Origin of the sequence: Veillonella dispar, from assembly GCF_937975875.1 — a bacterium.
GTDB classification, from domain to species: domain Bacteria; phylum Bacillota; class Negativicutes; order Veillonellales; family Veillonellaceae; genus Veillonella; species Veillonella dispar_B.
The window spans coordinates 1-22,502 of the sequence record NZ_CALJSP010000041.1; the positions used below are offsets into that span (position 1 = coordinate 1).

The 22,502-nt window shown below is 41.6% G+C and carries 24 protein-coding genes; all 24 read left to right on the top strand.

From position 1 onward, the window contains the following. Positions 1 to 153 precede the first annotated feature (153 nt). The 24 genes from Q7P05_RS01940 (at position 154) to rpsH (ending at position 22,489) form a co-directional block, all read left to right on the top strand. Entirely contained in the window at positions 154 to 1,569 is a 1,416-nt protein-coding gene (locus Q7P05_RS01940) for an aspartate ammonia-lyase (RefSeq protein ID WP_105089710.1), read from the top strand. A 331-nt stretch (positions 1,570 to 1,900) separates the two neighbouring features. Beyond that, positions 1,901 to 6,055, top strand: coding sequence for a DNA-directed RNA polymerase subunit beta (rpoB, locus tag Q7P05_RS01945; RefSeq protein WP_227721541.1), 4,155 nt, complete (start codon positions 1,901 to 1,903; stop codon positions 6,053 to 6,055). A gap of 29 nt (positions 6,056 to 6,084) precedes the next feature. Next, positions 6,085 to 10,287 carry a DNA-directed RNA polymerase subunit beta' gene (gene rpoC / locus Q7P05_RS01950; protein ID WP_303930211.1) on the top strand — a complete coding sequence of 1,401 codons (4,203 nt, stop codon included), beginning with the start codon at positions 6,085 to 6,087 and terminating at the stop codon, positions 10,285 to 10,287. Between the two features lie 455 nt (positions 10,288 to 10,742). After that, positions 10,743 to 10,988, top strand: coding sequence for a L7Ae/L30e/S12e/Gadd45 family protein (locus Q7P05_RS01955; RefSeq protein WP_024064891.1), 246 nt, complete (start codon positions 10,743 to 10,745; stop codon positions 10,986 to 10,988). Positions 10,989 to 11,064: 76 nt separating this feature from the next. After that, a complete protein-coding gene (rpsL, locus tag Q7P05_RS01960; protein ID WP_004693554.1) occupies positions 11,065 to 11,439 on the top strand; it encodes a 30S ribosomal protein S12 in 375 nt (124 codons plus the stop codon). A 52-nt stretch (positions 11,440 to 11,491) separates the two neighbouring features. Further along, positions 11,492 to 11,962, top strand: coding sequence for a 30S ribosomal protein S7 (gene rpsG, locus Q7P05_RS01965; protein ID WP_004693556.1), 471 nt, complete (start codon positions 11,492 to 11,494; stop codon positions 11,960 to 11,962). A 15-nt stretch (positions 11,963 to 11,977) separates the two neighbouring features. Beyond that, on the top strand, positions 11,978 to 14,053 hold the full coding sequence (fusA, locus tag Q7P05_RS01970) for an elongation factor G (protein WP_303930212.1): 2,076 nt from the start codon (positions 11,978 to 11,980) through the stop codon (positions 14,051 to 14,053). Between the two features lie 50 nt (positions 14,054 to 14,103). Beyond that, on the top strand, positions 14,104 to 15,291 hold the full coding sequence (gene tuf, locus Q7P05_RS01975) for an elongation factor Tu (protein ID WP_039968974.1): 1,188 nt from the start codon (positions 14,104 to 14,106) through the stop codon (positions 15,289 to 15,291). Between the two features lie 180 nt (positions 15,292 to 15,471). Next, on the top strand, positions 15,472 to 15,783 hold the full coding sequence (gene rpsJ / locus Q7P05_RS01980; RefSeq protein ID WP_004695100.1) for a 30S ribosomal protein S10: 312 nt from the start codon (positions 15,472 to 15,474) through the stop codon (positions 15,781 to 15,783). 12 nt (positions 15,784 to 15,795) lie between these two features. Next, positions 15,796 to 16,437, top strand: a complete 642-nt coding sequence (gene rplC, locus Q7P05_RS01985) for a 50S ribosomal protein L3 (protein ID WP_004695102.1) — start codon at positions 15,796 to 15,798, stop codon at positions 16,435 to 16,437. 26 nt (positions 16,438 to 16,463) lie between these two features. Further along, positions 16,464 to 17,087 (top strand): 50S ribosomal protein L4, encoded by a 624-nt coding sequence (gene rplD / locus Q7P05_RS01990; RefSeq protein ID WP_005377066.1) that lies wholly within the window; start codon positions 16,464 to 16,466, stop codon positions 17,085 to 17,087. Continuing rightward, positions 17,087 to 17,371: a 50S ribosomal protein L23 gene (gene rplW, locus Q7P05_RS01995; RefSeq protein WP_004695108.1), complete on the top strand. Its 285-nt coding sequence runs from the start codon at positions 17,087 to 17,089 to the stop codon at positions 17,369 to 17,371. Before rplD ends, rplW begins: the two co-directional genes overlap by 1 nt. Positions 17,372 to 17,397: 26 nt before the next feature. Then, positions 17,398 to 18,228 (top strand): 50S ribosomal protein L2, encoded by an 831-nt coding sequence (gene rplB, locus Q7P05_RS02000; protein ID WP_005385496.1) that lies wholly within the window; start codon positions 17,398 to 17,400, stop codon positions 18,226 to 18,228. A gap of 23 nt (positions 18,229 to 18,251) precedes the next feature. Next, positions 18,252 to 18,533: a 30S ribosomal protein S19 gene (gene rpsS, locus Q7P05_RS02005; protein WP_060923779.1), complete on the top strand. Its 282-nt coding sequence runs from the start codon at positions 18,252 to 18,254 to the stop codon at positions 18,531 to 18,533. A 13-nt stretch (positions 18,534 to 18,546) separates the two neighbouring features. Beyond that, on the top strand, positions 18,547 to 18,882 hold the full coding sequence (gene rplV, locus Q7P05_RS02010; RefSeq protein WP_004695112.1) for a 50S ribosomal protein L22: 336 nt from the start codon (positions 18,547 to 18,549) through the stop codon (positions 18,880 to 18,882). 16 nt (positions 18,883 to 18,898) lie between these two features. Continuing rightward, positions 18,899 to 19,564: a 30S ribosomal protein S3 gene (rpsC, locus tag Q7P05_RS02015; protein ID WP_105084923.1), complete on the top strand. Its 666-nt coding sequence runs from the start codon at positions 18,899 to 18,901 to the stop codon at positions 19,562 to 19,564. Beyond that, positions 19,564 to 20,001, top strand: coding sequence for a 50S ribosomal protein L16 (gene rplP / locus Q7P05_RS02020; RefSeq protein ID WP_004695114.1), 438 nt, complete (start codon positions 19,564 to 19,566; stop codon positions 19,999 to 20,001). Before rpsC ends, rplP begins: the two co-directional genes overlap by 1 nt. Then, positions 19,991 to 20,194, top strand: coding sequence for a 50S ribosomal protein L29 (rpmC, locus tag Q7P05_RS02025; protein ID WP_004695115.1), 204 nt, complete (start codon positions 19,991 to 19,993; stop codon positions 20,192 to 20,194). Before rplP ends, rpmC begins: the two co-directional genes overlap by 11 nt. Before the next feature lie 39 nt (positions 20,195 to 20,233). Next, positions 20,234 to 20,494 (top strand): 30S ribosomal protein S17, encoded by a 261-nt coding sequence (rpsQ, locus tag Q7P05_RS02030; protein WP_303930213.1) that lies wholly within the window; start codon positions 20,234 to 20,236, stop codon positions 20,492 to 20,494. Between the two features lie 24 nt (positions 20,495 to 20,518). After that, complete coding sequence (gene rplN, locus Q7P05_RS02035) at positions 20,519 to 20,887, top strand: 50S ribosomal protein L14 (protein WP_004695117.1); 369 nt, start codon at positions 20,519 to 20,521, stop codon at positions 20,885 to 20,887. 18 nt (positions 20,888 to 20,905) lie between these two features. Beyond that, on the top strand, positions 20,906 to 21,226 hold the full coding sequence (rplX, locus tag Q7P05_RS02040; RefSeq protein WP_005385506.1) for a 50S ribosomal protein L24: 321 nt from the start codon (positions 20,906 to 20,908) through the stop codon (positions 21,224 to 21,226). A 23-nt stretch (positions 21,227 to 21,249) separates the two neighbouring features. Next, the gene (gene rplE, locus Q7P05_RS02045) at positions 21,250 to 21,789 is read left to right on the top strand and encodes a 50S ribosomal protein L5 (RefSeq protein ID WP_295782857.1); all 540 of its coding nucleotides are present in this window, start codon (positions 21,250 to 21,252) and stop codon (positions 21,787 to 21,789) included. 16 nt (positions 21,790 to 21,805) lie between these two features. Further along, complete coding sequence (gene rpsN / locus Q7P05_RS02050; RefSeq protein ID WP_005377140.1) at positions 21,806 to 22,075, top strand: 30S ribosomal protein S14; 270 nt, start codon at positions 21,806 to 21,808, stop codon at positions 22,073 to 22,075. A gap of 27 nt (positions 22,076 to 22,102) precedes the next feature. Beyond that, complete coding sequence (gene rpsH / locus Q7P05_RS02055) at positions 22,103 to 22,489, top strand: 30S ribosomal protein S8 (protein WP_004695128.1); 387 nt, start codon at positions 22,103 to 22,105, stop codon at positions 22,487 to 22,489. Positions 22,490 to 22,502: the final 13 nt, after the last annotated feature.

Consider the following 22,502-nt stretch of genomic DNA (forward strand, 5'->3'; position numbering starts at 1 on the left):
TCATGCAGCAGACCCTTTGGGCGTTTGAGAACTACCTGCTGGCCAACAAAAACACTTTTATGTATACAAAATACATGCTATAATGAGCGCGTAAGATAAAACCGTTTCATTGAAATACTATTTTGTATAAAAATAGTAGAAAGAGGATTTATTATGAGAAAAGAACATGATTTCTTAGGCGAATTAGAAGTAGCTGATGAATTATATTACGGTGTACAAACAATTCGTGCATTAGAAAACTTCCATATTACAGGAAAACACTTGGACCAAGATTTTATCAAAGCCTTGGCAATGGTAAAAAAAGCATCTGCTTTAGCGAATATGAAAACTGGTCGCTTAAATGTATCTATTGGTAAAGCTATTGTACAAGCTGCAGACGAAGTAATTGAAGGTCAATTTGCTGACCAATTCCCTGTTGATCCAATTCAAGGTGGTGCAGGTACTTCTGTAAACATGAATATGAACGAAGTATTGGCTAACCGTGCTTGTGAAATTTTGGGGCATCCAAAAGGAAGCTATGATATTGTAAGCCCTAACAACCATTGTAATATGGCACAATCTACAAATGATGCTTTCCCAACAGCAATCAAGGTATGTGCGATCTTAAAATCTAAACCTTTACTTGAAGCATTACAACGCCTTGTTGACGAGCTTGAGAAAAAGGCTGTTGAATATAGCGAAATTTTGAAGATGGGTCGTACTCACTTACAAGATGCGGTGCCAATTACATTAGGTCAAGAAATGGGTGCCTATGCATCTGGTGTTCGCCGCGGTATTAAACGTATTAAATCTGCCGTTGAAGGTGCACATGTAATTAACATGGGTGCTACTGCAGTTGGTACAGGGCTTAATGCGGAACCTAATTATATTCATGATGTAGCATACGAACTTAGTGAAGTAGTAGGTGAACCATTCTACACAGCAGAAAACTTAATTGATGCTACTAACAATACAGATATCTTTGCAGATATCTCCAGCGGTTTGAAAGTTACGGCTCTCGTATTGATTAAAATGGCTAATGACTTCCGCTTGATGGCCTCCGGTCCTCGTTGTGGTATTGGGGAATTAAAATTGCCTGCTCGCCAACCTGGTTCTTCCATCATGCCAGGCAAGGTTAACCCTGTTATCGCCGAAGTATTGAACCAAGTATGTTACCAAGTTATCGGTAATGACTTAACCATTACATTGGCTGTAGAAAATGGTCAATTCGAATTGAACGTAATGGAACCTGTATTGGCTTACAATTTGTTCAATAATCTTTGCTACCTCAAAAACGGCGTAAATACATTCGTTGATAAATTACTCGTGGATCTTGAAGTGGATCGTGAACAATGCGAATACTGGTTGAATCGTTCCGTTGGTATCGTAACAGCATTGTTGCCACATCTTGGCTATGAAACAGCATCTTCTCTTGCGAAAGAAGCATATACTACTGGTCGTGCTATCCGTGATATCATCTTGGAAAAAGGTTTATTGACTGAAGATGAAATCAATCATATCCTTTCTCCTAAAGAAATGACTCGCCCTGGTATTGCTGGTGCTAATCTTTTAAAACAAAAAGGCAACTAACATAGTCAGTTGTTTTAATACATGAATAAAGCATGAAAATGAAAGACTGTCAACCCTTTTGGTTGACAGTCTTTTTTAATACTGATAGAATTATATATTGCAAAAGTAGCGTTTCCTGCTTTTGGATATAAAAACTATAACTTGAATAGTGATGAGGTTTTCTTCCAAGGTTGTGCTTGGTTAATGGAAAGCAAGGTTATTTTTAAAAATGAAATGGGCCTTGCTTTATTTGACGTTATCCGAGCAGGAAAACTGAGACCTGTAAGATGTCTTTTCCGTGCCGTTATAGAAAATGGTAGACCAGTGTGTTTTGATAGGGGTGAAAGCAAATATGTTCAAACCTGAACAGGTAGGCAAACGAACTCGTTATACGTACGCAAAAATTAACGAAGTTATCAAGATGCCGCATTTATTGGACATTCAGCGTAAATCGTATGAGTGGTTCTTGGAGAGTGGTTTACAAAATATTTTCAACGATATTTCTCCGATTAAAGACAATTCAGGTAATCTAGTACTTTCTTTCGAAGGTTTCAGCTTAGGTGAACCTAAGTATGATATTAATGAATGTAAAAACCGTGATGCTACTTACGCAGCACCACTTCGTGTAAATATTCGCTTAGTAAATAATGATCCAGAAAATATGGACATTAAAGAACAAGAAGTATTCATGGGCGATTTCCCATTGATGACTGACACAGGTACTTTCATCATCAATGGTGCAGAACGTGTAATCGTATCCCAATTGGTACGTTCTCCAGGCGTTTACTACAATAAAGAAATCGATACAATGGGTAACCGTTTGTACGATTCCACAGTTATTCCTAACCGTGGCGCATGGATCGAGCTTGAAACTGATGCAAGCGAAGTTGTTGCTGTTCGTATTGACCGTAACCGTAAATTACCAGCTACTGTATTGGTACGTGCATTAGGTTGGGATACTAATGAAAGTATCCTTGATCTCTTCTGGAATGGTAAAACTGATGAAGATGGTTTGCCAGTATATGATGAACGCATCGTTCGTACATTAGAAAAAGATACAACTCAATCTGCTGATGAAGCATTGGTTGAAATCTATAAAAAATTACGTCCAGGCGAGCCTCCAACCGTAGAGTCTGCTCGTAACTTGTTTGATAACTTGTTCTTCGATGCACGCCGTTATGATTTAGCGCGCGTTGGTCGTTACAAATTAAACAAAAAACTCGGCTGGCGTCAACGTATGTTGGGTCAAACATTGGCTCAACCAATCGTAGATCCAGAAACTGGCGAAATCATTCTTGATGCAGGTGTACAAGTTGGGGAAGAACAACTTGATATCGTTGCTAATAGCCATGTATTCGATGGTGAAGGTTTCGCTGAGTTCTACATCGTAAATAACGATGGTGTAGAATCTAAAGTTATCTGTAACAACTGCAACTTGCCATACGATCACCGTACAGTAACACGTGAAGACATGATCGCTAACATCTCTTACTTGCTCAACCTTATGGATGGCGCAGGTCATACAGATGATATCGACCACTTGGGTAACCGTCGTCTTCGCTGTGTAGGTGAATTGTTGCAAAACCAATTCCGTATTGGTTTAACTCGTATGGAACGTGTTGTTCGTGAACGTATGACAATTCAAGAAATCGAATCTATCACGCCTCAAGCGTTGATTAACATTCGCCCTGTAGTGGCAGCAATCAAAGAATTCTTTGGTTCTTCTCAATTGTCTCAGTTCATGGACCAAACAAACCCATTAGCAGAATTGACTCATAAACGTCGTCTATCTGCCCTTGGCCCTGGCGGTTTATCTCGTGAGCGTGCAGGCTTCGAAGTTCGTGACGTGCATCACTCTCACTATGGCCGTATGTGTCCAATCGAAACTCCAGAAGGTCCAAACATCGGTTTGATCAACTCCTTGTCTAACTACGCGAAAGTAAATGAATTTGGTTTCATTGAGGCTCCATACCGTAAAGTAGAAAAAATCTATGGTACAGGTGCCGATGCAGACAAAGTTGTAAAAGTTCGTGTCACTGATTCCGTTGTATATATGACAGCTGATGAAGAAGAAGGCATGACAATTGCCCAAGCGAACTCCCCAATCGATGGTGAAGGTTACTTTACTAATGAACACGTTGCTTGTCGTCGTGGTCATGACGTATTGGAAGTTACACCTGATAAGGTAGACTACATGGACGTTAGTCCAAAAGAAGTTGTATCAATCGGTACAGCTATGATTCCATTCCTTGAAAATGATGATGCTAACCGTGCCTTGATGGGTGCGAACATGCAACGTCAAGCGGTACCACTATTGCGCGCTCAAGCTCCACTTGTTGGTACAGGTATGGAATATACAGCAGCTACTGACTCCGGCGTTTGCGTACTTGCTCGCGAAGCTGGTAAAGTTGTACGTTGCTGGGGTAATGAAATCCACGTTCTTCGCGATAGCGATGGTCGTGTTGATACATATCGTTTGAATAAATTCCTTCGTTCTAACCAATCCACATGCTTTAACCAAAAACCAATCGTTAATCGTGGCGACCATGTTGTAAAAGGCCAAGTATTGGCTGATGGCCCTGCTACTGATGGCGGTGAATTAGCGTTAGGTTATAACGTTCTTGTAGCGTTCATGCCTTGGGAAGGTTATAACTACGAAGATGCGATCTTGCTTAGTGAAGAACTTTGCAAAGAAGATATCTATACATCCATTCATATTGAAGAGTACGAATGCGATGCGCGTGACACTAAATTAGGTGCCGAAGAAATCACTCGTGAATTACCTAATACTGGTGATGACACACTTAAAAACCTTGATGAAGATGGTATCATCTGTATTGGTGCAGAAGTACATCCTGGCGACATTCTCGTAGGTAAAGCTACACCAAAAGGTGAAACTGAATTAACTCCTGAAGAACGCTTATTACGCGCTATCTTCGGTGATAAAGAACGCGAAGTTCGCGACACATCCTTGCGCGTACCTCATGGCGAATCTGGTAAAGTTGTAGACGTTAAAGTCTTCACTCGTGAAAACGGTGACGAATTACAACCAGGTGTAAATAAACTTGTTCGCGTATACATCGCTCAAAAACGTAAGATTCACGAAGGCGATAAAATGGCGGGCCGTCATGGTAACAAAGGTGTCGTTTCTCGCGTTATGAGAAAAGAAGATATGCCATTCCTTCCAGATGGTACTCCAGTACAAATCGTATTGAACCCATTGGGCGTACCTTCTCGTATGAACATCGGTCAGGTTCTTGAAACTCACTTGGGTTGGGCTGTTCAAGGCTTAGGTATGAAAATCAAAGCTACAGACCTTCACATTCAAAACGTGTTGAAAGAAGCTCGTACTGATGCATCTTACTGGGAACAAATCGACGCTATTCGCGGCTTATATGCTGAAATTGAAGAATTAGAAGTAAAAGCTAAAGAAGATGTAACTGTTCCTCATTTCGACATCGATGAAAAAATCATCGACTTGAAATCTCAAATTCTTGGTCATGTAGAGTCTGCAGCGCAAAAGAAACTTGAAGCTCTTGGCGGCGAAGCTCGTTATCAAGAACTTAAAGCTATTGAAGCTAAATACAATGCACTTCATGTAGAATTCTTCGACTCTGAAGAAGATGCTCCAGAAATGGATCCAGCTCTTGTAGAAGAATTAGAAGCCATTAATAAAGTTAAAACTACATTGAACCATATTGAATCTGCTCGTGCTAAACGCGTTGAAATTCGTCATGAACTCGAAGGCCTTGGTTACGATTATGAAACATATGGCATGCCAAAACCAGATGTAGCTGGTATTCACATTGCTACACCTGTATTTGATGGTGCGCATGAAAAAGACGTATTTGAAACATTAGGCATTGCTGGTCGTTCCGATGATGGTAAAACAGTATTGTACGATGGTCGTACTGGTGAACCTATGGATAACCGTGTAACTGTTGGTTACGTATACATGCTTAAACTCCATCACTTGGTTGATGATAAAATCCATGCTCGTTCCACAGGTCCGTACTCCCTTGTTACACAACAACCATTGGGTGGTAAAGCTCAATTCGGTGGTCAACGTTTCGGGGAAATGGAAGTTTGGGCTCTCGAAGCATATGGCGCAGCTTATACACTTCAAGAGCTATTAACTGTTAAGTCTGACGATGTTGTTGGTCGTGTGAAAGCATACGAAAAAATCGTTAAAGGCGAAAACATCCCTGAACCAGGTGTACCTGAGTCCTTCAAGGTATTGCTCAAAGAACTTCAAAGTATTGGTCTTGATGTAAAAATCTTGAATGAAGATCAAGAAGAAGTTGTTATGAAAGAACTTGATGACGAAGATGAAGTGGTAGAAACTGGCATTGAAGAAGTTATGGAAGGCAGTGCAGTAGAAACTGATGAAGTAACTGTAGTAGAGCCAGAAGTAGAGGAAGAAGCACCTGCTGATAACGGCGGTGAAGACGATATCCTTAGCCAATTGGCGTTCCCAATGGGCGATTCCTCTAACGATGAAGACTAAAACTATCTATAAGGAAGGGAGCGATAGTAGTGCTAGACGTAAATGAATTCGATTCCATGCGAATCGGTTTAGCCTCTCCAGAGCAGATCTTAGCTTGGTCTCATGGGGAAGTTAAGAAACCTGAAACTATTAACTACCGTACGTTGAAGCCAGAACGTGATGGTCTATTCTGCGAACGCATTTTTGGACCAACAAAGGACTGGGAATGTCACTGCGGCAAATATAAACGCATTCGCCATAAAGGCGTAGTCTGTGATAAATGTGGTGTAGAGGTTACACGTGCAAAAGTACGTCGTGAACGTATGGGTCATATCCAATTGGCTACTCCTGTATCTCACATTTGGTACTTTAAAGGTATCCCATCCCGCATGGGCCTAATCCTTGATGTATCTCCACGTTCCTTGGAACGCGTATTATACTTTGCTTCCTACATCGTAGTAGATCCAGCTGGTACTCCATTGGCAAAACGCCAATTGTTGTCCGAGCAAGAGTACCGCGAATATGAAGCTCAATTTAATGAAGACGGTTATACTATCGGTGGTAAATCCGTCGTAATCGAAACAGTAGCTCAACGTAACGAACGTTTGGCTATTGTTCGCGAAGCACAACGCAAAGAGCGCTATAATGCGGCTCTTCGCGATGATGCAACAATCCCAGAAGCAGATAAAGAATACGAAGAATTAACTCGTGAAGAGCGTTATGAATTGGGCGCTGCTGAAGAGGTTCTCTTCGTATGTATCGACATGGGTGCTGAGGCTGTAAAAGCTCTTTTAGTAGAACTTGATCTTGAAGCATTGAATGCTGAATTGCGCGAAGAATTGAACACTGCTAGTGGTCAACGTAAAATCCGTGCAGTTCGTCGTTTAGAAGTAGTAGAAGCATTCCGTCAATCTGGCAACCGCCCAGAATGGATGATCATGGATGTTGTCCCTGTTATCCCACCTGAATTGCGCCCTATGGTTCAATTAGATGGTGGTCGTTTCGCTACATCTGACCTCAATGATTTGTACCGTCGTGTTATCAATCGTAACAACCGTTTGAAACGTTTGTTAGACTTAGGTGCTCCTGATATCATCGTGCGCAACGAAAAACGTATGCTTCAAGAAGCTGTTGACGCATTGATCGATAATGGTCGCCGTGGTCGTCCTGTAACAGGTCCTGGTAACCGTCCATTGAAATCCTTGTCCGATATGCTTAAAGGTAAACAAGGTCGTTTCCGTCAAAACTTGCTTGGTAAACGTGTTGACTACTCCGGTCGTTCCGTTATCGTAGTAGGTCCTGAACTTAAAATGCACCAATGTGGTTTGCCTAAAGAAATGGCATTGGAATTGTTCAAACCTTTCGTTATGAAACGTTTGGTAGAGCGTGGTCAAGCATCCAACATTAAGGCTGCTAAACGCCAAGTAGAAAGAATCGGTCTTGGTGTATGGGAAGCTTTGGAAGAGGTAATCAAAGAACATCCAGTTCTCTTGAACCGTGCCCCTACATTGCATAGACTTGGTATCCAAGCCTTCGAACCAATCCTTTGGGAAGGTCGTGCTATCAAATTGCATCCATTAGTATGTACAGCCTTCAACGCCGACTTTGACGGTGACCAAATGGCATGTCACTTACCATTGTCCGTAGAAGCACAAGCGGAAGCTCGTACATTGATGCTTTCTAGCCATAATATCTTGTCCACTAAGGACGGTAAGCCAGTAGCAGTACCATCTCAAGATATGATCTTGGGTACATACTACTTAACAGTTGTACGTGAAGATACTCGTGATAAAGCAAAAACATTTGCTACTTATGATGAAGTAATGCTTGCATACGAATCTCATATTATTGGCTTGCAAGATATTCTTTATATCCGTTTACCTGACCATGGCCGTGTAGAAACAACGGCAGGTCGCTTGATCTTCAACAATGCACTATTCCCAGAATTGTGGCAATATGAAAAACGTGAAGATGGCACTTACTCTTTAGGTAAGGTTATGGATAAGAAAACAGTTGGTAAATTGGTTGACCAATGCTTCCAATTGTTTGGCAATGAAAAGACTGCAGAACTCTTGGACCGTATTAAATCCTTGGGTTACTCCTTCGCACGTCGCGCAGGTATGACTGTAGCTATTGCAGATATTAAAGTACCAGAAGTAAAAACTGGCTTGTTAGACACAGCGGAACAAGAAGTAGAAAAAGTATCTCGCTTGTATCGTCGTGGTCTTATTACAGAAGAAGAACGTTACCGTAAAACTATCCAATTGTGGACTCAAGCAACAGAAGATGTTACTGATGCCATGATGGATAATATGGCGCGCGACAAAGATGGCTTCAACCCTGTTTACATGATGGCTATCTCTGGTGCCCGTGGTAACAAGCAACAGATCCGTCAGCTTGCTGGTATGCGTGGCTTGATGGCCGATCCATCTGGTCGTATCATCGACTTGCCAATCAAAGCAAACTTTAAAGAAGGCTTGACTGTATTGGATTACTTTACATCCTCTCATGGTGCCCGTAAAGGTTTGGCCGATACAGCGCTTCGTACAGCTGACTCCGGTTACTTGACTCGTCGTCTTGTTGACGTATCTCAAGACGTTATCGTTCGTGAGGACGATTGTGACGTTGTAGGTATCGATCTCGTTCGTGAACGCGCTCGTTTGGCTACATCTCCACGTCAAGCATTGGAATTGTTGAAAGACAAGCTTATTGGTCGTGTTCTAGATAAAGATGTAGTGAATGTAGAAACAGGGGAACTTGTTGTACCTGCTGAAACTATTTTGGACGAACAATGCTTAGCTGATATTGCAGAATCCGGTGTTACATCTGTCGCATTGCGCGGTGCACACCTAGGCTCTGATAGCGATATCAACCATACTAATTTGGTTCAAAAAATTATTCTTGGTGAAAGCGACGACAGCATCCGTGCAACATTAAAAGAAACTATGGTTCAAAATATGTTGAACAAGGATACTGTACAAGCAATTGTTGACAGTGAAGGTGTAGAAATCTTCCCTGCTAATACACGCCTCACTGAAGAAGGCATCGAAGCTATTCTTAACTCCGATGTAAAAGAAGTACAAGTACGCAACAACGAAATCCATGGTATCGAAGTGGAAGCAATCGTTGAGGGTACTGGCGTTATTGAACCATTAAAAGATCGTATCGTAGGCCGTATTGCAGCTGAAGAATTAGTTAATAAAGAAACTGGCGAAGTTATCGTTCCTCTTAACGGTGAAATCACAGAACCATTGGCTGATGAAGTTGTAAAACACTACGAAACAGTTAAAATCCGTTCCGTATTGACTTGCCGCAGCCCTTATGGCGTATGTCGCAAGTGTTATGGTCGCGACCTTGGTACAGGTGGTCAAGTTCAAGTTGGTGAAGCTGTAGGTATTATTGCAGCGCAATCCATCGGTGAACCTGGTACTCAGTTGACAATGCGTACATTCCATACAGGTGGTGTCGCAGGTGACGATATTACACAAGGTTTGCCACGTGTCGAAGAATTGTTCGAAGCACGTAAACCAAAACGTAATGCTATCATCGCAGAAAACGAAGGTACAGTTCGCGTTGTACCTAACGAAGGTAAAAAAGGTACTAATACTATCTTCATTACTGGTGAAGACGGTATTGAACTCGATTACCTCATCCCTTATGGTTCCCGCATTATCGTTAAAGACGGTGATGTTGTATCCTTAGGCGCACGTTTGACAGAAGGTTCTATCAACCCTCATGACATTATGCGTGTAATGGGTACAGAAGCAACTCAACGTTACCTCGTATACGAAGTACAAAAAGTATATAAATCTCAAGGTGTAGAAATTAACGATAAACATATCGAAGTTATCGTTCGTCAAATGCTTCATAAAGTAAAAGTTGAAACAGCTGGCGATGCTGATATGCTTCCAGGGGATATGGTCGACGTTAATACCTTTGACGAAGAAAACCGTCGTCTTACTCTTAATGGCCGTGAAAATGCTACAGGCAAACGTACATTATTGGGTATTACTAAAGCTGCTTTGGCAACGGATTCCTTCTTGTCTGCTGCGTCCTTCCAAGAAACAACACGTGTTCTTACAGATGCTGCTATCAAAGGTAAAATTGATCCATTATTGGGCTTAAAAGAAAACGTAATCATCGGTAAATTGATTCCTGCTGGTACTGGCATGAGCCGTTACCGTAAAATCGAAGTTGTGAAAAACACACCTGAAATTATCGATATTACAGAAGAATCTGCTGTAGAAGAATAATCTATAGGGATACTATAAAAGAGCGTGCCTTAGGGCACGCTCTTTTTTGTTAATCCCAAACTTGCTGGTACAGATAGAAGTGTCATAGGGAATAAATAAAATGATAAATTTAATAAAATCGTTATTTTGAATAAAGCAAATAAAATGAATCGAAAAAATGACTAATTATTTTTTATCTATATCTATTTTGCATACATAAAATGAGATGAATGAAAATAATATAAAATTTATGCATAAAAATGAGCCTAAAACACATAAAATTGTATAAAAATAACAAATGAGTTTATATAGTTCGACATAATGAAACGCACGGAAACGTGTACACATAAAATGCAGTTGTATAGCGGTGTAGACCGTCGAAAAACGTTTGACATGAGCTTGTGTAATTGATATACTTACAGAGTGCTCAGGGGCAAGTATGCCTAAGTAGCATAATTTCGTAAGGAGAATTTACTATGGACATTGCCCATCTGAAGTCGATGAACAAAACAATCGGTGCCAAGCAAACGTTGAAAAACATTGCGCGAGGAACTGTGAAGTATGTGTTCGTAGGACGCGATAGTGATGAACGTGTAGTTGAACCTATACGAACAGCTTGTTCTGAACAGGGGATACCTGTGAATGATAAGCACACCATGGATGACCTCGGTCGTGCGTGCCGCATTAAGGTGCGGGCCACAGCGGTAGGCATCCTACGTTAATCTTGGTAATATCCGATGTAACACTTTGTTATGACGGATCAATTATAAATCTCAAATTTGGAAAGGAGGTGCCCAAATGCCAACAATTAATCAGCTAGTACGCAAAGGTCGCATGAGCTTGACTAAAAAATCTACAGCTCCAGCGCTTCAAGAATCTCCACAAAAACGTGGTGTATGTACTCGTGTGTACACAGCTACTCCAAAGAAACCAAACTCCGCGCTTCGTAAAGTTGCCCGTGTACGTTTGACAAACGCTATTGAAGTAACTGCTTACATCCCAGGCATTGGTCACAATTTACAAGAACACAGTGTTGTACTTATCAGAGGCGGTCGTGTAAAAGACCTTCCAGGTGTGCGTTATCACATCGTTCGTGGTGCATTGGATACAGCTGGCGTACAAAACCGTATGCAAAGTCGTTCCAAATACGGCGCGAAAAAAGCTAAAAAATAATTTTAGCCATTAAACGAAATTAACACACATCATTATAAAGGAGGAATTGAACATGCCAAGAAAAGGCCCTGTTCCGAAACGTGATGTACTTCCAGATCCGGTGTACAACAGCAAATTAGTAACACGTTTCATTAACAAAGTTATGTACGATGGCAAAAAAGGCATTGCTGAAACTATCGTATATGATGCATTCGAAATTATTCGTTCCAAAATGGGTCAAGACCCAATGGAAGTTTTTGATCAAGCATTGAAAAATGTTATGCCTGTACTTGAAGTACGTGCTCGCCGTATCGGTGGTGCTAACTATCAAGTGCCAGTTGAAGTTCGTGCTGATCGCCGTCAAACACTCGGTATTCGCTGGGTTGTAAACTACGCTCGTCTTCGTGGTGAACGCACTATGAAAGAACGCTTGGCAGGCGAATTGATGGACGCTTTCAACAATGCAGGCGCTGCAATCAAGAAAAAAGAAGATACTCATAAAATGGCAGAAGCTAATAAAGCATTTGCTCATTATCGTTGGTAATAAGAGGTGACAACTGTGGCAAGAGAGTTTTCCTTAGCAAAAACTCGTAATATCGGTATCATGGCTCACATCGATGCTGGTAAGACAACAACTACAGAACGTATCCTCTACTATACAGGTATCGTTCACAAGATCGGCGAAGTACATGAAGGTGCTGCTACGATGGACTGGATGGCGCAAGAACAAGAACGTGGTATCACAATCACTTCTGCGGCGACAACATGTCACTGGAAAGATCATCGTATCAATATCATCGATACTCCTGGTCACGTTGACTTTACTGTAGAAGTAGAACGTTCTTTACGTGTACTTGATGGCTCCGTAGCGGTGTTCAGTGCTAAAGGCGGCGTTGAACCTCAATCCGAAACAGTATGGCGTCAAGCATCTAACTACGGCGTACCTCGTATCGCTTATGTAAATAAGATGGATACTGTAGGTGCTGACTTCTTCAACGTAGTTGATATGATGAAATCCCGTTTGGGTGCAAATTCCGTAGCTATCCAAGTGCCAATCGGCGCTGAAGATACTTTCGAAGGCATCATCGATTTGATGACTATGAAAGCGGAAATTTACAAATCCGATGACGGTAAAGAATATGAAATCACTGATATCCCAGCAGAATATCAAGAAGTAGCTGAAGCTCGTCGCGAAATGATGATCGATGCTATCGCTGAAACTGATGACGATATTATGATGAAATATTTGGAAGGTGAAGAAATCTCCATTGAAGAATTGAAAACAGCATTGCGTAAAGCAGTTATTGCTAACCAATTGTTCCCAGTTCTTTGTGGTTCTTCCTACAAAAACAAAGGTGTACAAATGTTATTGGACGCTGTTGTGGATTACATGCCAGCTCCTATCGACATCCCAGCTATTAAAGGTATCGTTCCTGGTACTGAAGAAGAAACTACTCGTCCTTCTTCCGATGAAGAGCCATTCTCCGCATTGGCATTCAAAATCATGGCTGACCCTTATGTTGGTAAATTAGCGTTCTTCCGTGTGTACTCCGGTACATTGGAATCCGGTTCCTACGTTTTCAACTCCACAAAAGGTAAAAAAGAACGTATCGGCCGTATTCTTCAAATGCACGCTAACACTCGTAAAGAAATCGACATGGTTTACGCTGGCGACATCGCTGCAGCTGTAGGCTTGAAAGATACTACTACTGGTGATACTCTTTGTGATGAAAAGAATCCTGTAATTCTTGAGTCCATGGAATTCCCTGAACCAGTTATCTCCGTTGCTGTTGAACCTAAAACAAAAGCTGACCAAGAAAAAATGGGTACAGCTCTTGCTCGTTTGGCAGAAGAAGATCCTACTTTCAAAGTTCGTACTGATGAAGAAACAGGTCAAACTATTATCTCCGGTATGGGCGAACTTCACTTGGATATCATCGTTGACCGTATGAACCGTGAATTCAAAGTAGATTGTAACGTAGGTAAACCTCAAGTAGCATATCGCGAAACTATCCGTAAAGCAGTTAAATCTGAAGGTAAATTCGTACGTCAATCTGGTGGTCGTGGTCAATATGGTCACTGCTGGTTGGAATTGATTCCACAAGAACCAGGTGCTGGCTTCGAATTTGAAAATAAGGTCGTAGGTGGTGCAATTCCTCGTGAATACATCGGACCTGTTGAAAGCGGTGTTAAAGAAGCTATGGAATCCGGTGTTATCGCTGGTTATCCAATGGTTGACATCAAAGTTATCGTATTTGACGGCTCCTACCATGACGTTGACTCCAACGAAATGGCCTTCAAAATCGCTGGTTCCATGGGCTTTAAAGAAGGTGCTCGCAAAGCAGATCCTGCATTGCTTGAACCATATATGTCCGTAGAAGTAGACGTTCCTGAAGAATACATGGGCGACGTTATCGGTGACTTGAACTCCCGTCGTGGTCGCATGGACGGCATGGAAGCTCGTAATGGTAACCAACATATCAAAGCATATGTTCCATTGAGCGAAATGTTCGGTTACGCAACTGACCTTCGTTCCAAAACGCAAGGTCGCGGTAACTACTCCATGACATTCGATCATTACGAAGAAGTTCCTAAGAAAATTGCTGAAGAAATTCAAGCAAAGAAAAACGGTTAATCTTACATTAGATTAATAGAATTACTATTTTCCTCGGAGGATAATTTAAAATGGCAAAAGAAAAATTTGAACGTACGAAACCGCATGTTAACATCGGTACAATCGGTCACGTTGACCATGGTAAAACTACTTTGACAGCTGCAATCACTAAAGTATTGGCTGAAAAAGGCCAAGCTGAATTCCAAGATTACAGCAACATCGATAAAGCTCCAGAAGAACGTGAACGTGGTATCACAATCAACACTGCACACGTTGAGTATGAAACTGCTAACCGTCACTATGCACACGTTGACTGCCCAGGCCATGCTGACTATGTTAAAAACATGATCACTGGTGCGGCTCAAATGGACGGCGCTATCTTGGTATGTTCCGCAGCTGACGGCCCTATGCCTCAAACTCGCGAACACATCTTGTTGGCTCGCCAAGTTGGTGTTCCTGCAATCGTAGTATTCTTGAACAAAGCTGACATGGTTGACGACGAAGAATTGATCGAATTGGTAGAAATGGAAGTTCGTGAACTTCTTTCCTCCTACGAATTCCCTGGCGACGAAGTACCTATCGTTGTAGGTTCCGCTTTGAAAGCTTTGGAAGGCGACGCTCAATATGTAGCTAAAATCGACGAATTGATGGACGCTGTAGACTCCTACATCCCAACACCAGTTCGTGATACTGACAAACCTTTCTTGATGCCTGTGGAAGACGTATTCACAATCACTGGTCGTGGTACAGTAGCAACTGGCCGTGTTGAACGTGGTCAAGTAAACGTAGGCGACACAGTAGAAGTTGTAGGCTTGAAAGAAAAAGCTGAACAATACGTAGTAACTGGTCTTGAAATGTTCCGTAAAACTTTGGACTCTGCAGTAGCAGGTGACAACGTAGGTGCGTTGCTTCGTGGTGTTGACCGTAAAGACATCGAACGTGGTCAAGTATTGGCTAAACCAGGTTCCATCAACCCACACACAAAATTCAAAGCAGAAGTATACGTATTGACTAAAGAAGAAGGTGGCCGTCATACTCCATTCTTCTCCAACTACCGTCCACAATTCTACTTCCGTACAACAGACGTAACAGGTGTTGTAAACCTTCCTGAAGGTGTAGAAATGTGTATGCCTGGCGATAACGTAACAATGGATATCGAATTGATTACTCCAATCGCTATCGAAGAAGGTCTTCGTTTCGCGATCCGCGAAGGTGGCCATACAGTAGGCGCTGGCGTTGTAACTGAAATCGAAGGTTAATTTAACCTTTTATGCTCATCGTAGTGATGCGTTGAGCACAATACATGCAGCATTCAGAGCGGCAGTAATGCCGCTCTAGTGTTGTGTTTTTAAACTATGAAGTAGAAGGTTGCCTCTGCGGAGGAGAATTTCTATGGAGCAGCCCATTCACGAAATGGACGACAGGAGGAATTATTAATAATGGCTAAACAGCAAAAAATCCGTATTCGCCTTAAGGCATACGACCACAAAGCTCTCGATCAAAGCGCTGCTAAGATCGTAGACACTGCAAAAAGAAATGGCGCTATGGTATCTGGTCCGATTCCATTGCCAACAGAAAAGAATATCTTCACAATTCTTCGTTCTGTACACGTAAACAAAGATTCTCGTGAACAATTCGAAATGCGTACACATAAACGCTTAATCGATATTCTTGAACCAAATTCGAAAACAGTAGATGCTATCACTCGTTTAGATTTACCAGCTGGTGTATCTATTGAAATAAAACTATAAGGAGGTGCGATAATGTCTAAAGCTATTTTGGGTAAAAAATTAGGAATGACTCAAGTCTTCACAGCTGAAGGCCAATTAGTTCCTGTAACAGTAGTGGAAACTACCCCAAGCGTTGTAGTGCGCGTTAAGACTGTTGAAACAGACGGCTACGAAGCAGTACAAATTGGTTACGGTTCCATTAAAGAAAAACATTTAACAAAACCTGTAAAAGGTCAGTTCGACAAAGCTGGCGTAGCTCCAGTTAAATATCTTCGCGAAGTTCGCGTAGCTAATGCAGCTGACTACACAGTAGGCCAAACTCTGGCAGCTGATATCTTCGCAGAAGGTGAATTGGTGGACGTAGTGGGTACAGGTAAAGGTAAGGGTTTTGCTGGCACAATTAAACGCCATAACTTCTCCCGTGGTCCTGAAACTCATGGTTCCAAATCTCACCGTGAACCTGGTTCCATCGGTCCTATGATCTCCGGTGGCGGCGGTAAGGTATACAAAGGTAAAAAACTCCCTGGACAAATGGGTGGTTACAGAGTTACCGTACAACGCTTATCCGTTGTGAAAGTTGATGCTGAACGTAACCTTTTATTGGTTAAAGGTGGTATCCCAGGCGCTAAAGGTAGCTTGGTTATGGTTCGCAACACGGTTAAACCTGTTAAATAATCATTTGTCGAAAGGAGGATTATGTAATGCCTACAGTAGCAACATATAATCAATCCGGCGTTAAAGTCGGTGAAATACAGTTAAACGATGCAGTATTCGGCGTTGAAGTTAACGAAGCCGTAATGCATCAAGCCGTAGTTCGTCAATTGTCTAACGAACGTCTCGGCACACATGCAACAAAAACTAGAGGTATGGTTCGTGGCGGTGGCCGCAAACCTTGGAAACAAAAAGGTACTGGTCGTGCACGTTCCGGTTCCAGCCGTTCCCCAATCTGGATTGGTGGCGGTACTACATTTGGTCCACAACCTCGCAGCTATTACAAAGCTATGCCTCGTAAGGCTAGACGTTTAGCAGTTAAATCTGCTCTTAGCGATAAAGTGAATAATAGCGAATTATACGTTTTGGAAGAAATCACATTAGCAGCTCCTAAAACTAAAGAAGTGTTGAACATTATCAATAGCTTCAACGTTGGTGATGCAAAAGTATTGTTCATCACTGAAGGTGATGTAAATGTTGAACGTTCCGCTCGCAACATCCAAGGTGTTAAAGCATTGGCTTGCGAAGGTATGAACATTTTCGATCTTCTTCATTACGATAAGCTCTTCATTACTAAAGGTGCTGTCGCAAAAATCGAGGAGGTACTTGGATAATGCAATTACATGATGTACTAATCCGCCCGGTTATTACCGAAAAATCCACTATGCTTATGGAAGAAGGCAAATACACTTTCCGTGTGCCTTTGACTGCAAATAAAGTGCAAATCCGTCAAGCAGTTGAAAAAATCTTCAATGTAAAAGTAGAAAAAGTAGCTACTATTCGCGTTTTAGGCAAAACTAAACGCATGGGTCGTACACAAGGTAAACGTAGCGATTACAAAAAAGCTATCGTTACTTTGAAAGCTGGCGAATCCATTGAATTCTTTGAAGGTGTCTAAGAGTCTAGTTGTAAGGAGGCCCACTAATGGCAATTAAATCATTTAAACCGTACTCCGCTGGTCGCCGGTTTATGACAGTATCCGCCTTCGACGAAATCACAGCAAGCAAACCAGAAAAATCTTTGCTCGCTAAGATTTCCCAAAAAGGTGGTCGTAACAATACTGGTAAAATGACAGTTCGTCACCAAGGTGGCGGTCATAAACGTCAATATCGTATTATTGACTTCAAACGTACTAAAGATAATATTCCAGCTAAAGTAGCAACAATCGAGTATGATCCTAACCGTTCTTCTCGTATCGCTTTGCTTAACTACGCTGATGGTGAAAAACGCTACATTTTAGCTCCTAACGGTCTAAAAGTTGGTGACGTTGTATTCTCCGGTCCTGAGTCCGATATTAAACCTGGTAACTGCTTACCATTGGCTAATATTCCAGACGGTACACAAATCCACAATATCGAATTGAAAATCGGTAAAGGTGGCCAAATCGTTCGTTCCGCTGGTACATCTGCTCAATTGATGGGTAAAGATAATGGCTACGCTATTCTTCGTTTACCATCTGGTGAAATGCGTCGTGTTCGTCAAGAGTGCCGTGCAACAGTAGGTGTTGTTGGTAACGCTGACCACAGCAACCTTGTAATTGGTAAAGCTGGTCGTCATCGTTGGATGGGCGTTCGCCCTGGCAACCGTGGTGTTGTAATGAACCCTTGTGACCATCCACATGGTGGTGGTGAAGGTAAATCTCCTGTTGGTCGTAAACATCCTGTTACACCTTGGGGCAAACCAGCACATGGTGTTAAAACTCGCGACAAGAAAAAAGCTTCTAACAGCTTAATCATTAAACGTCGTACAAAATAGGATAAAGGAAAGGAGATAAAATAGTGTCCAGATCTATTAAAAAAGGCCCTTTCGTAGCAGATCATTTGCTTAAGAAAGTTGAAGCTTTAAACGAAACTAACGAAAAGAAAGTTGTAAAAACCTGGTCCCGTGCCTCTACTATTATCCCAAGTTTTGTAGGCCACACAATTGCTGTGCATGATGGTCGCAAACATGTACCTGTATTCATTACAGAAGATATGGTAGGTCATAAATTAGGTGAGTTCGCTCCTACACGTACTTTCAAAGGTCACGGTAAGGACGAAAAATCTACAGGCAAAAAATAGGAGGAAATAATACATGGAAGCAAAAGCAATCGCTAGACATATCCGAATCGCGCCTCGTAAAATCCGTATCGTTGCAGATTTAGTGCGCGGTAAAAACATCGGCGAAGCATTTGCCATCTTGAAGTTCACTCCGAAAGTTGGCGCTGATGTAGTAGAAAAAGTTATGCGTTCTGCAATCGCAAACGCTGAACATAATTTCGATATGAATGTTGACAATCTTTACGTATCCGAGATCTTCGTTGATCAAGGCCCTACATTAAAACGCATTCATCCTCGTTCCCGTGGTCAAGCTTTCAAAATTTTGAAACGCACTAGCCATGTAACAGTAGTAGTTAAAGAAAGAGCTTAAGAAGGAGGGAAACAGAGTGGGTCAAAAAGTTAATCCACACGGTTTGCGTGTCGGTATCGTAAAAGATTGGGACGCAAAATGGTATGCAGATAAAGATTTCGCTGCTAATCTTCATGAAGACGTAAAAATTCGTAACTTCTTGAAAGAAACCCTTTTCATTGCTGGTATTTCCCGCATTGAAATCGAGCGTACAAATAAACGTATTAAATTGACTATCCACACTGCAAAACCAGGTATGGTTATCGGTCGTGGTGGTGCTGGTATCGAAGATATCAAAAAAGCAATGACTCGTTTCACTGACAAACAAGTGGACGTTAACATCGCAGAAATTAAACAAGCAGACATGGATGCAATCTTGGTTGCAGAAAACATTGCTAGCCAATTGGAACGCCGTATCGGTTTCCGTCGTGCAATGAAACAAGCTGTTGGTCGTACAATGCGCTTAGGTGCAAAAGGTATCAAAATCATGGTAAGCGGTCGTCTTGGCGGCGCTGAAATCGCTCGTAGCGAATCCTACCGTGAAGGTTCTATTCCTTTGCATACACTTCGTGCAGACATCGACTACGGTACTGCTGAAGCTCATACAACATATGGTTGTATCGGCATTAAAGTATGGATTTACAAAGGTGAAGTTTTGCCAGAAGCAAAACAACCTGCTAAGAAGGAAGAAGGTGGCAAGTAATGCTTATTCCAAAGCGCGTAAAACATCGTAAGCAATTCCGCGGCCGTATGAAAGGTCGTGCTATGCGCGGTAATACAGTGTCTCATGGTGAGTTCGGCTTGGTAGCATGCGAACCATCTTGGATCACTAACCGTCAAATCGAAGCTGCCCGTATTGCTATGACTCGTTATATCAAACGTGGTGGTAAAGTATGGATTAAAATTTTCCCTGACAAACCAATCACAGCTAAACCAGCTGGTACTCGTATGGGTTCCGGTAAAGGTTCTCCTGAATACTGGGTAGCAGTAGTTAAACCAGGTCGTGTAATGTTTGAAATGGACGGTGTGCCAGAAGCTACAGCTCGTGAAGCTATGCGTCTTGCAAGCCATAAACTTCCAATCAAATGCAAATTTGTTGTTAAGGGTAAAGAATTGGGTGGTGACGTAAATGAAGGTTAATGACATTCGCAATATGAGCGCTGCCGAAATGGAACAAAAAGTTTCCGGTCTTAAGGAAGAGTTATTTAACCTCCGTTTTCAGCTTGCAACAGGTCAATTAGAAAATCCTATGCGCATTCGTGAAGTTAAGAAGACAATCGCTCGTATTAAAACTGTACAACGTGAAGTTGAACTTAAATCTGAAAACGCATAATAACAGATTTGTTAAAGGTTGAAAAGGAGGCTTAAAATCGTGGCAGAAGAAAGAAACGTACGTAAAGTCCGCGTAGGTAAAGTTGTTAGCGACAAAATGAATAAAACTGTTGTTGTTGCTGTAGAACGTAAAGTACCTCACGCATTATATAACAAGCCAATGGTTAGCACTAAACGCTTTAAAGCTCATGATGAAAATAATGAGTGCCAAATTGGCGATACAGTTAAAATTCTAGAAACTCGTCCACTTTCTAAAGATAAATGTTGGAGAGTTGTTGAAATTCTTGAAAGACAAAAATAAGAGTGATGTAAGGAGGAATAGACGATGATCCAGCAACAAACAATTTTGAATGTTGCCGACAACACTGGTGCAAAACGTATTATGTGTATCCAAGTCATGGGCGGTTCTTATCGCAAATTCGGCAATATCGGTGACGTAATCGTTGCTTCTGTAAAAGATGCATCACCCGGTGGCGTTGTCAAGAAAGGCGACGTAGTCAAAGCTGTTATTGTTCGTTCTAAAAAAGGTATCCGCCGTCAAGACGGTTCCTATATCCGTTTCGATGAAAACGCAGCAGTAGTTATTAAAGATGACAAGACCCCTCGTGGTACTCGTATCTTTGGACCTGTAGCTAGAGAGCTTCGTGAAAAAGACTTCATGAAAATTGTTTCTTTGGCTCCAGAAGTATTATAAGAAGGAGGAACGCAGCATATGGCTAAACTACAAATCAAAAAAGGCGATACAGTTGTTGTTATCTCCGGTAAAGATAAAGGTAAGCAAGGTACAGTAATTGCTACTGAACCTAAAAAAGAACGCGTATTTGTTGAAGGCGTTAACACTGTAAAACGTCACACAAAACCTTCTCAAGCTAACCCACAAGGCGGCATCGTTACTAAAGAAGCTGGTATCCATGTTTCTAACGTAATGATCGTTGACCCAGAAACTAAAACAGCTACTCGTATCAAAAAAGTTGAAGGCAAAGACGGTAAATTCGTTCGCGCTACAGTTAAATCTGGTACAGTACTTAAATAATCAGGAAAGGAGGAGCTAAATAAATGTCTCGTTTATTTGAACAATATAACTCTGAAATCAAAAAGAGTATGCAAGAAAAATTCCAATACGGCAACGTTATGGAAATCCCTAAATTGGAAAAAATCGTTATCAACATCGGCGTTGGTGATGCAGTAGGCAATGCAAAAGCATTGGAAGCAGCAGTTAATGATTTGACTATCATTTCTGGTCAAAAACCTGTAATCACAAAAGCTAAAAAATCCATTGCGAACTTCAAAGTTCGTGAAGGCATGGCGTTGGGTACAAAAGTTACTCTTCGTGGCGAACGCATGTATGAATTCCTCGATAAATTGATCAATGCGGCATTACCTCGTGTACGTGACTTCCGCGGTATCAGCGCAACAGCATTTGATGGCCGTGGTAACTACGCTTTGGGTCTTAAAGAACAGCTCATCTTCCCTGAGATCGAATATGATCAAGTAGAACGTGTTACTGGTATGGATATCATCGTAGTAACAACTGCTAAAACAGATGAAGAAGCTCGTGAATTGTTGACTCAATTCGGTATGCCTTTTGAAAAATAATAGGAGGAACATATAGATGGCTAAAAAATCTATGATTGAACGCGAAAAGAAACGCGCTAAAATCGTTGAAAAATATGCAGCTAAACGTGCAGCGTTAAAAGCAGCAGGTGATTATGAAGGCTTGTCCAAATTACCAGCAAACGCATCCCCAACACGCTTACACAACCGTTGCAACTTAACTGGTCGTCCTCACGGCTATATGCGCAAATTCGGTATCAGCCGTATTGCGTTCCGTGAATTGGCGTACAAAGGACAAATTCCTGGTGTTAAAAAAGCCAGCTGGTAATATTAGACGAGAGGAGGTTTTTAGATTATGGTAATGACCGATCCTATCGCGGATATGCTTACGCGCATCCGTAATGCAAATGCTGCACTTCATGAAACGGTAAACATTCCTGCATCTAGAATGAAAGCAGCTGTTCTTGACATCCTTTTACAAGAAGGTTTCGTAAAGAACGTAGAAAAAGAAGAAAACACTTTAAAAGTAACTTTGAAATATGGTTCCAATAACGAAAAAGTTATTACAGGAATTAAACGTATTTCCAAACCTGGTTTACGTGTTTACGCGAAAAAGGAAGAACTTCCTCGTGTACTTGGTGGTTTGGGTATCGCAGTTATTTCTACATCCAAAGGCGTTATGAGCGACAAACAAGCTCGTAAAGAAGGTCTTGGTGGCGAAGTAATCGCATACGTTTGGTAATAGTAGCAATAGG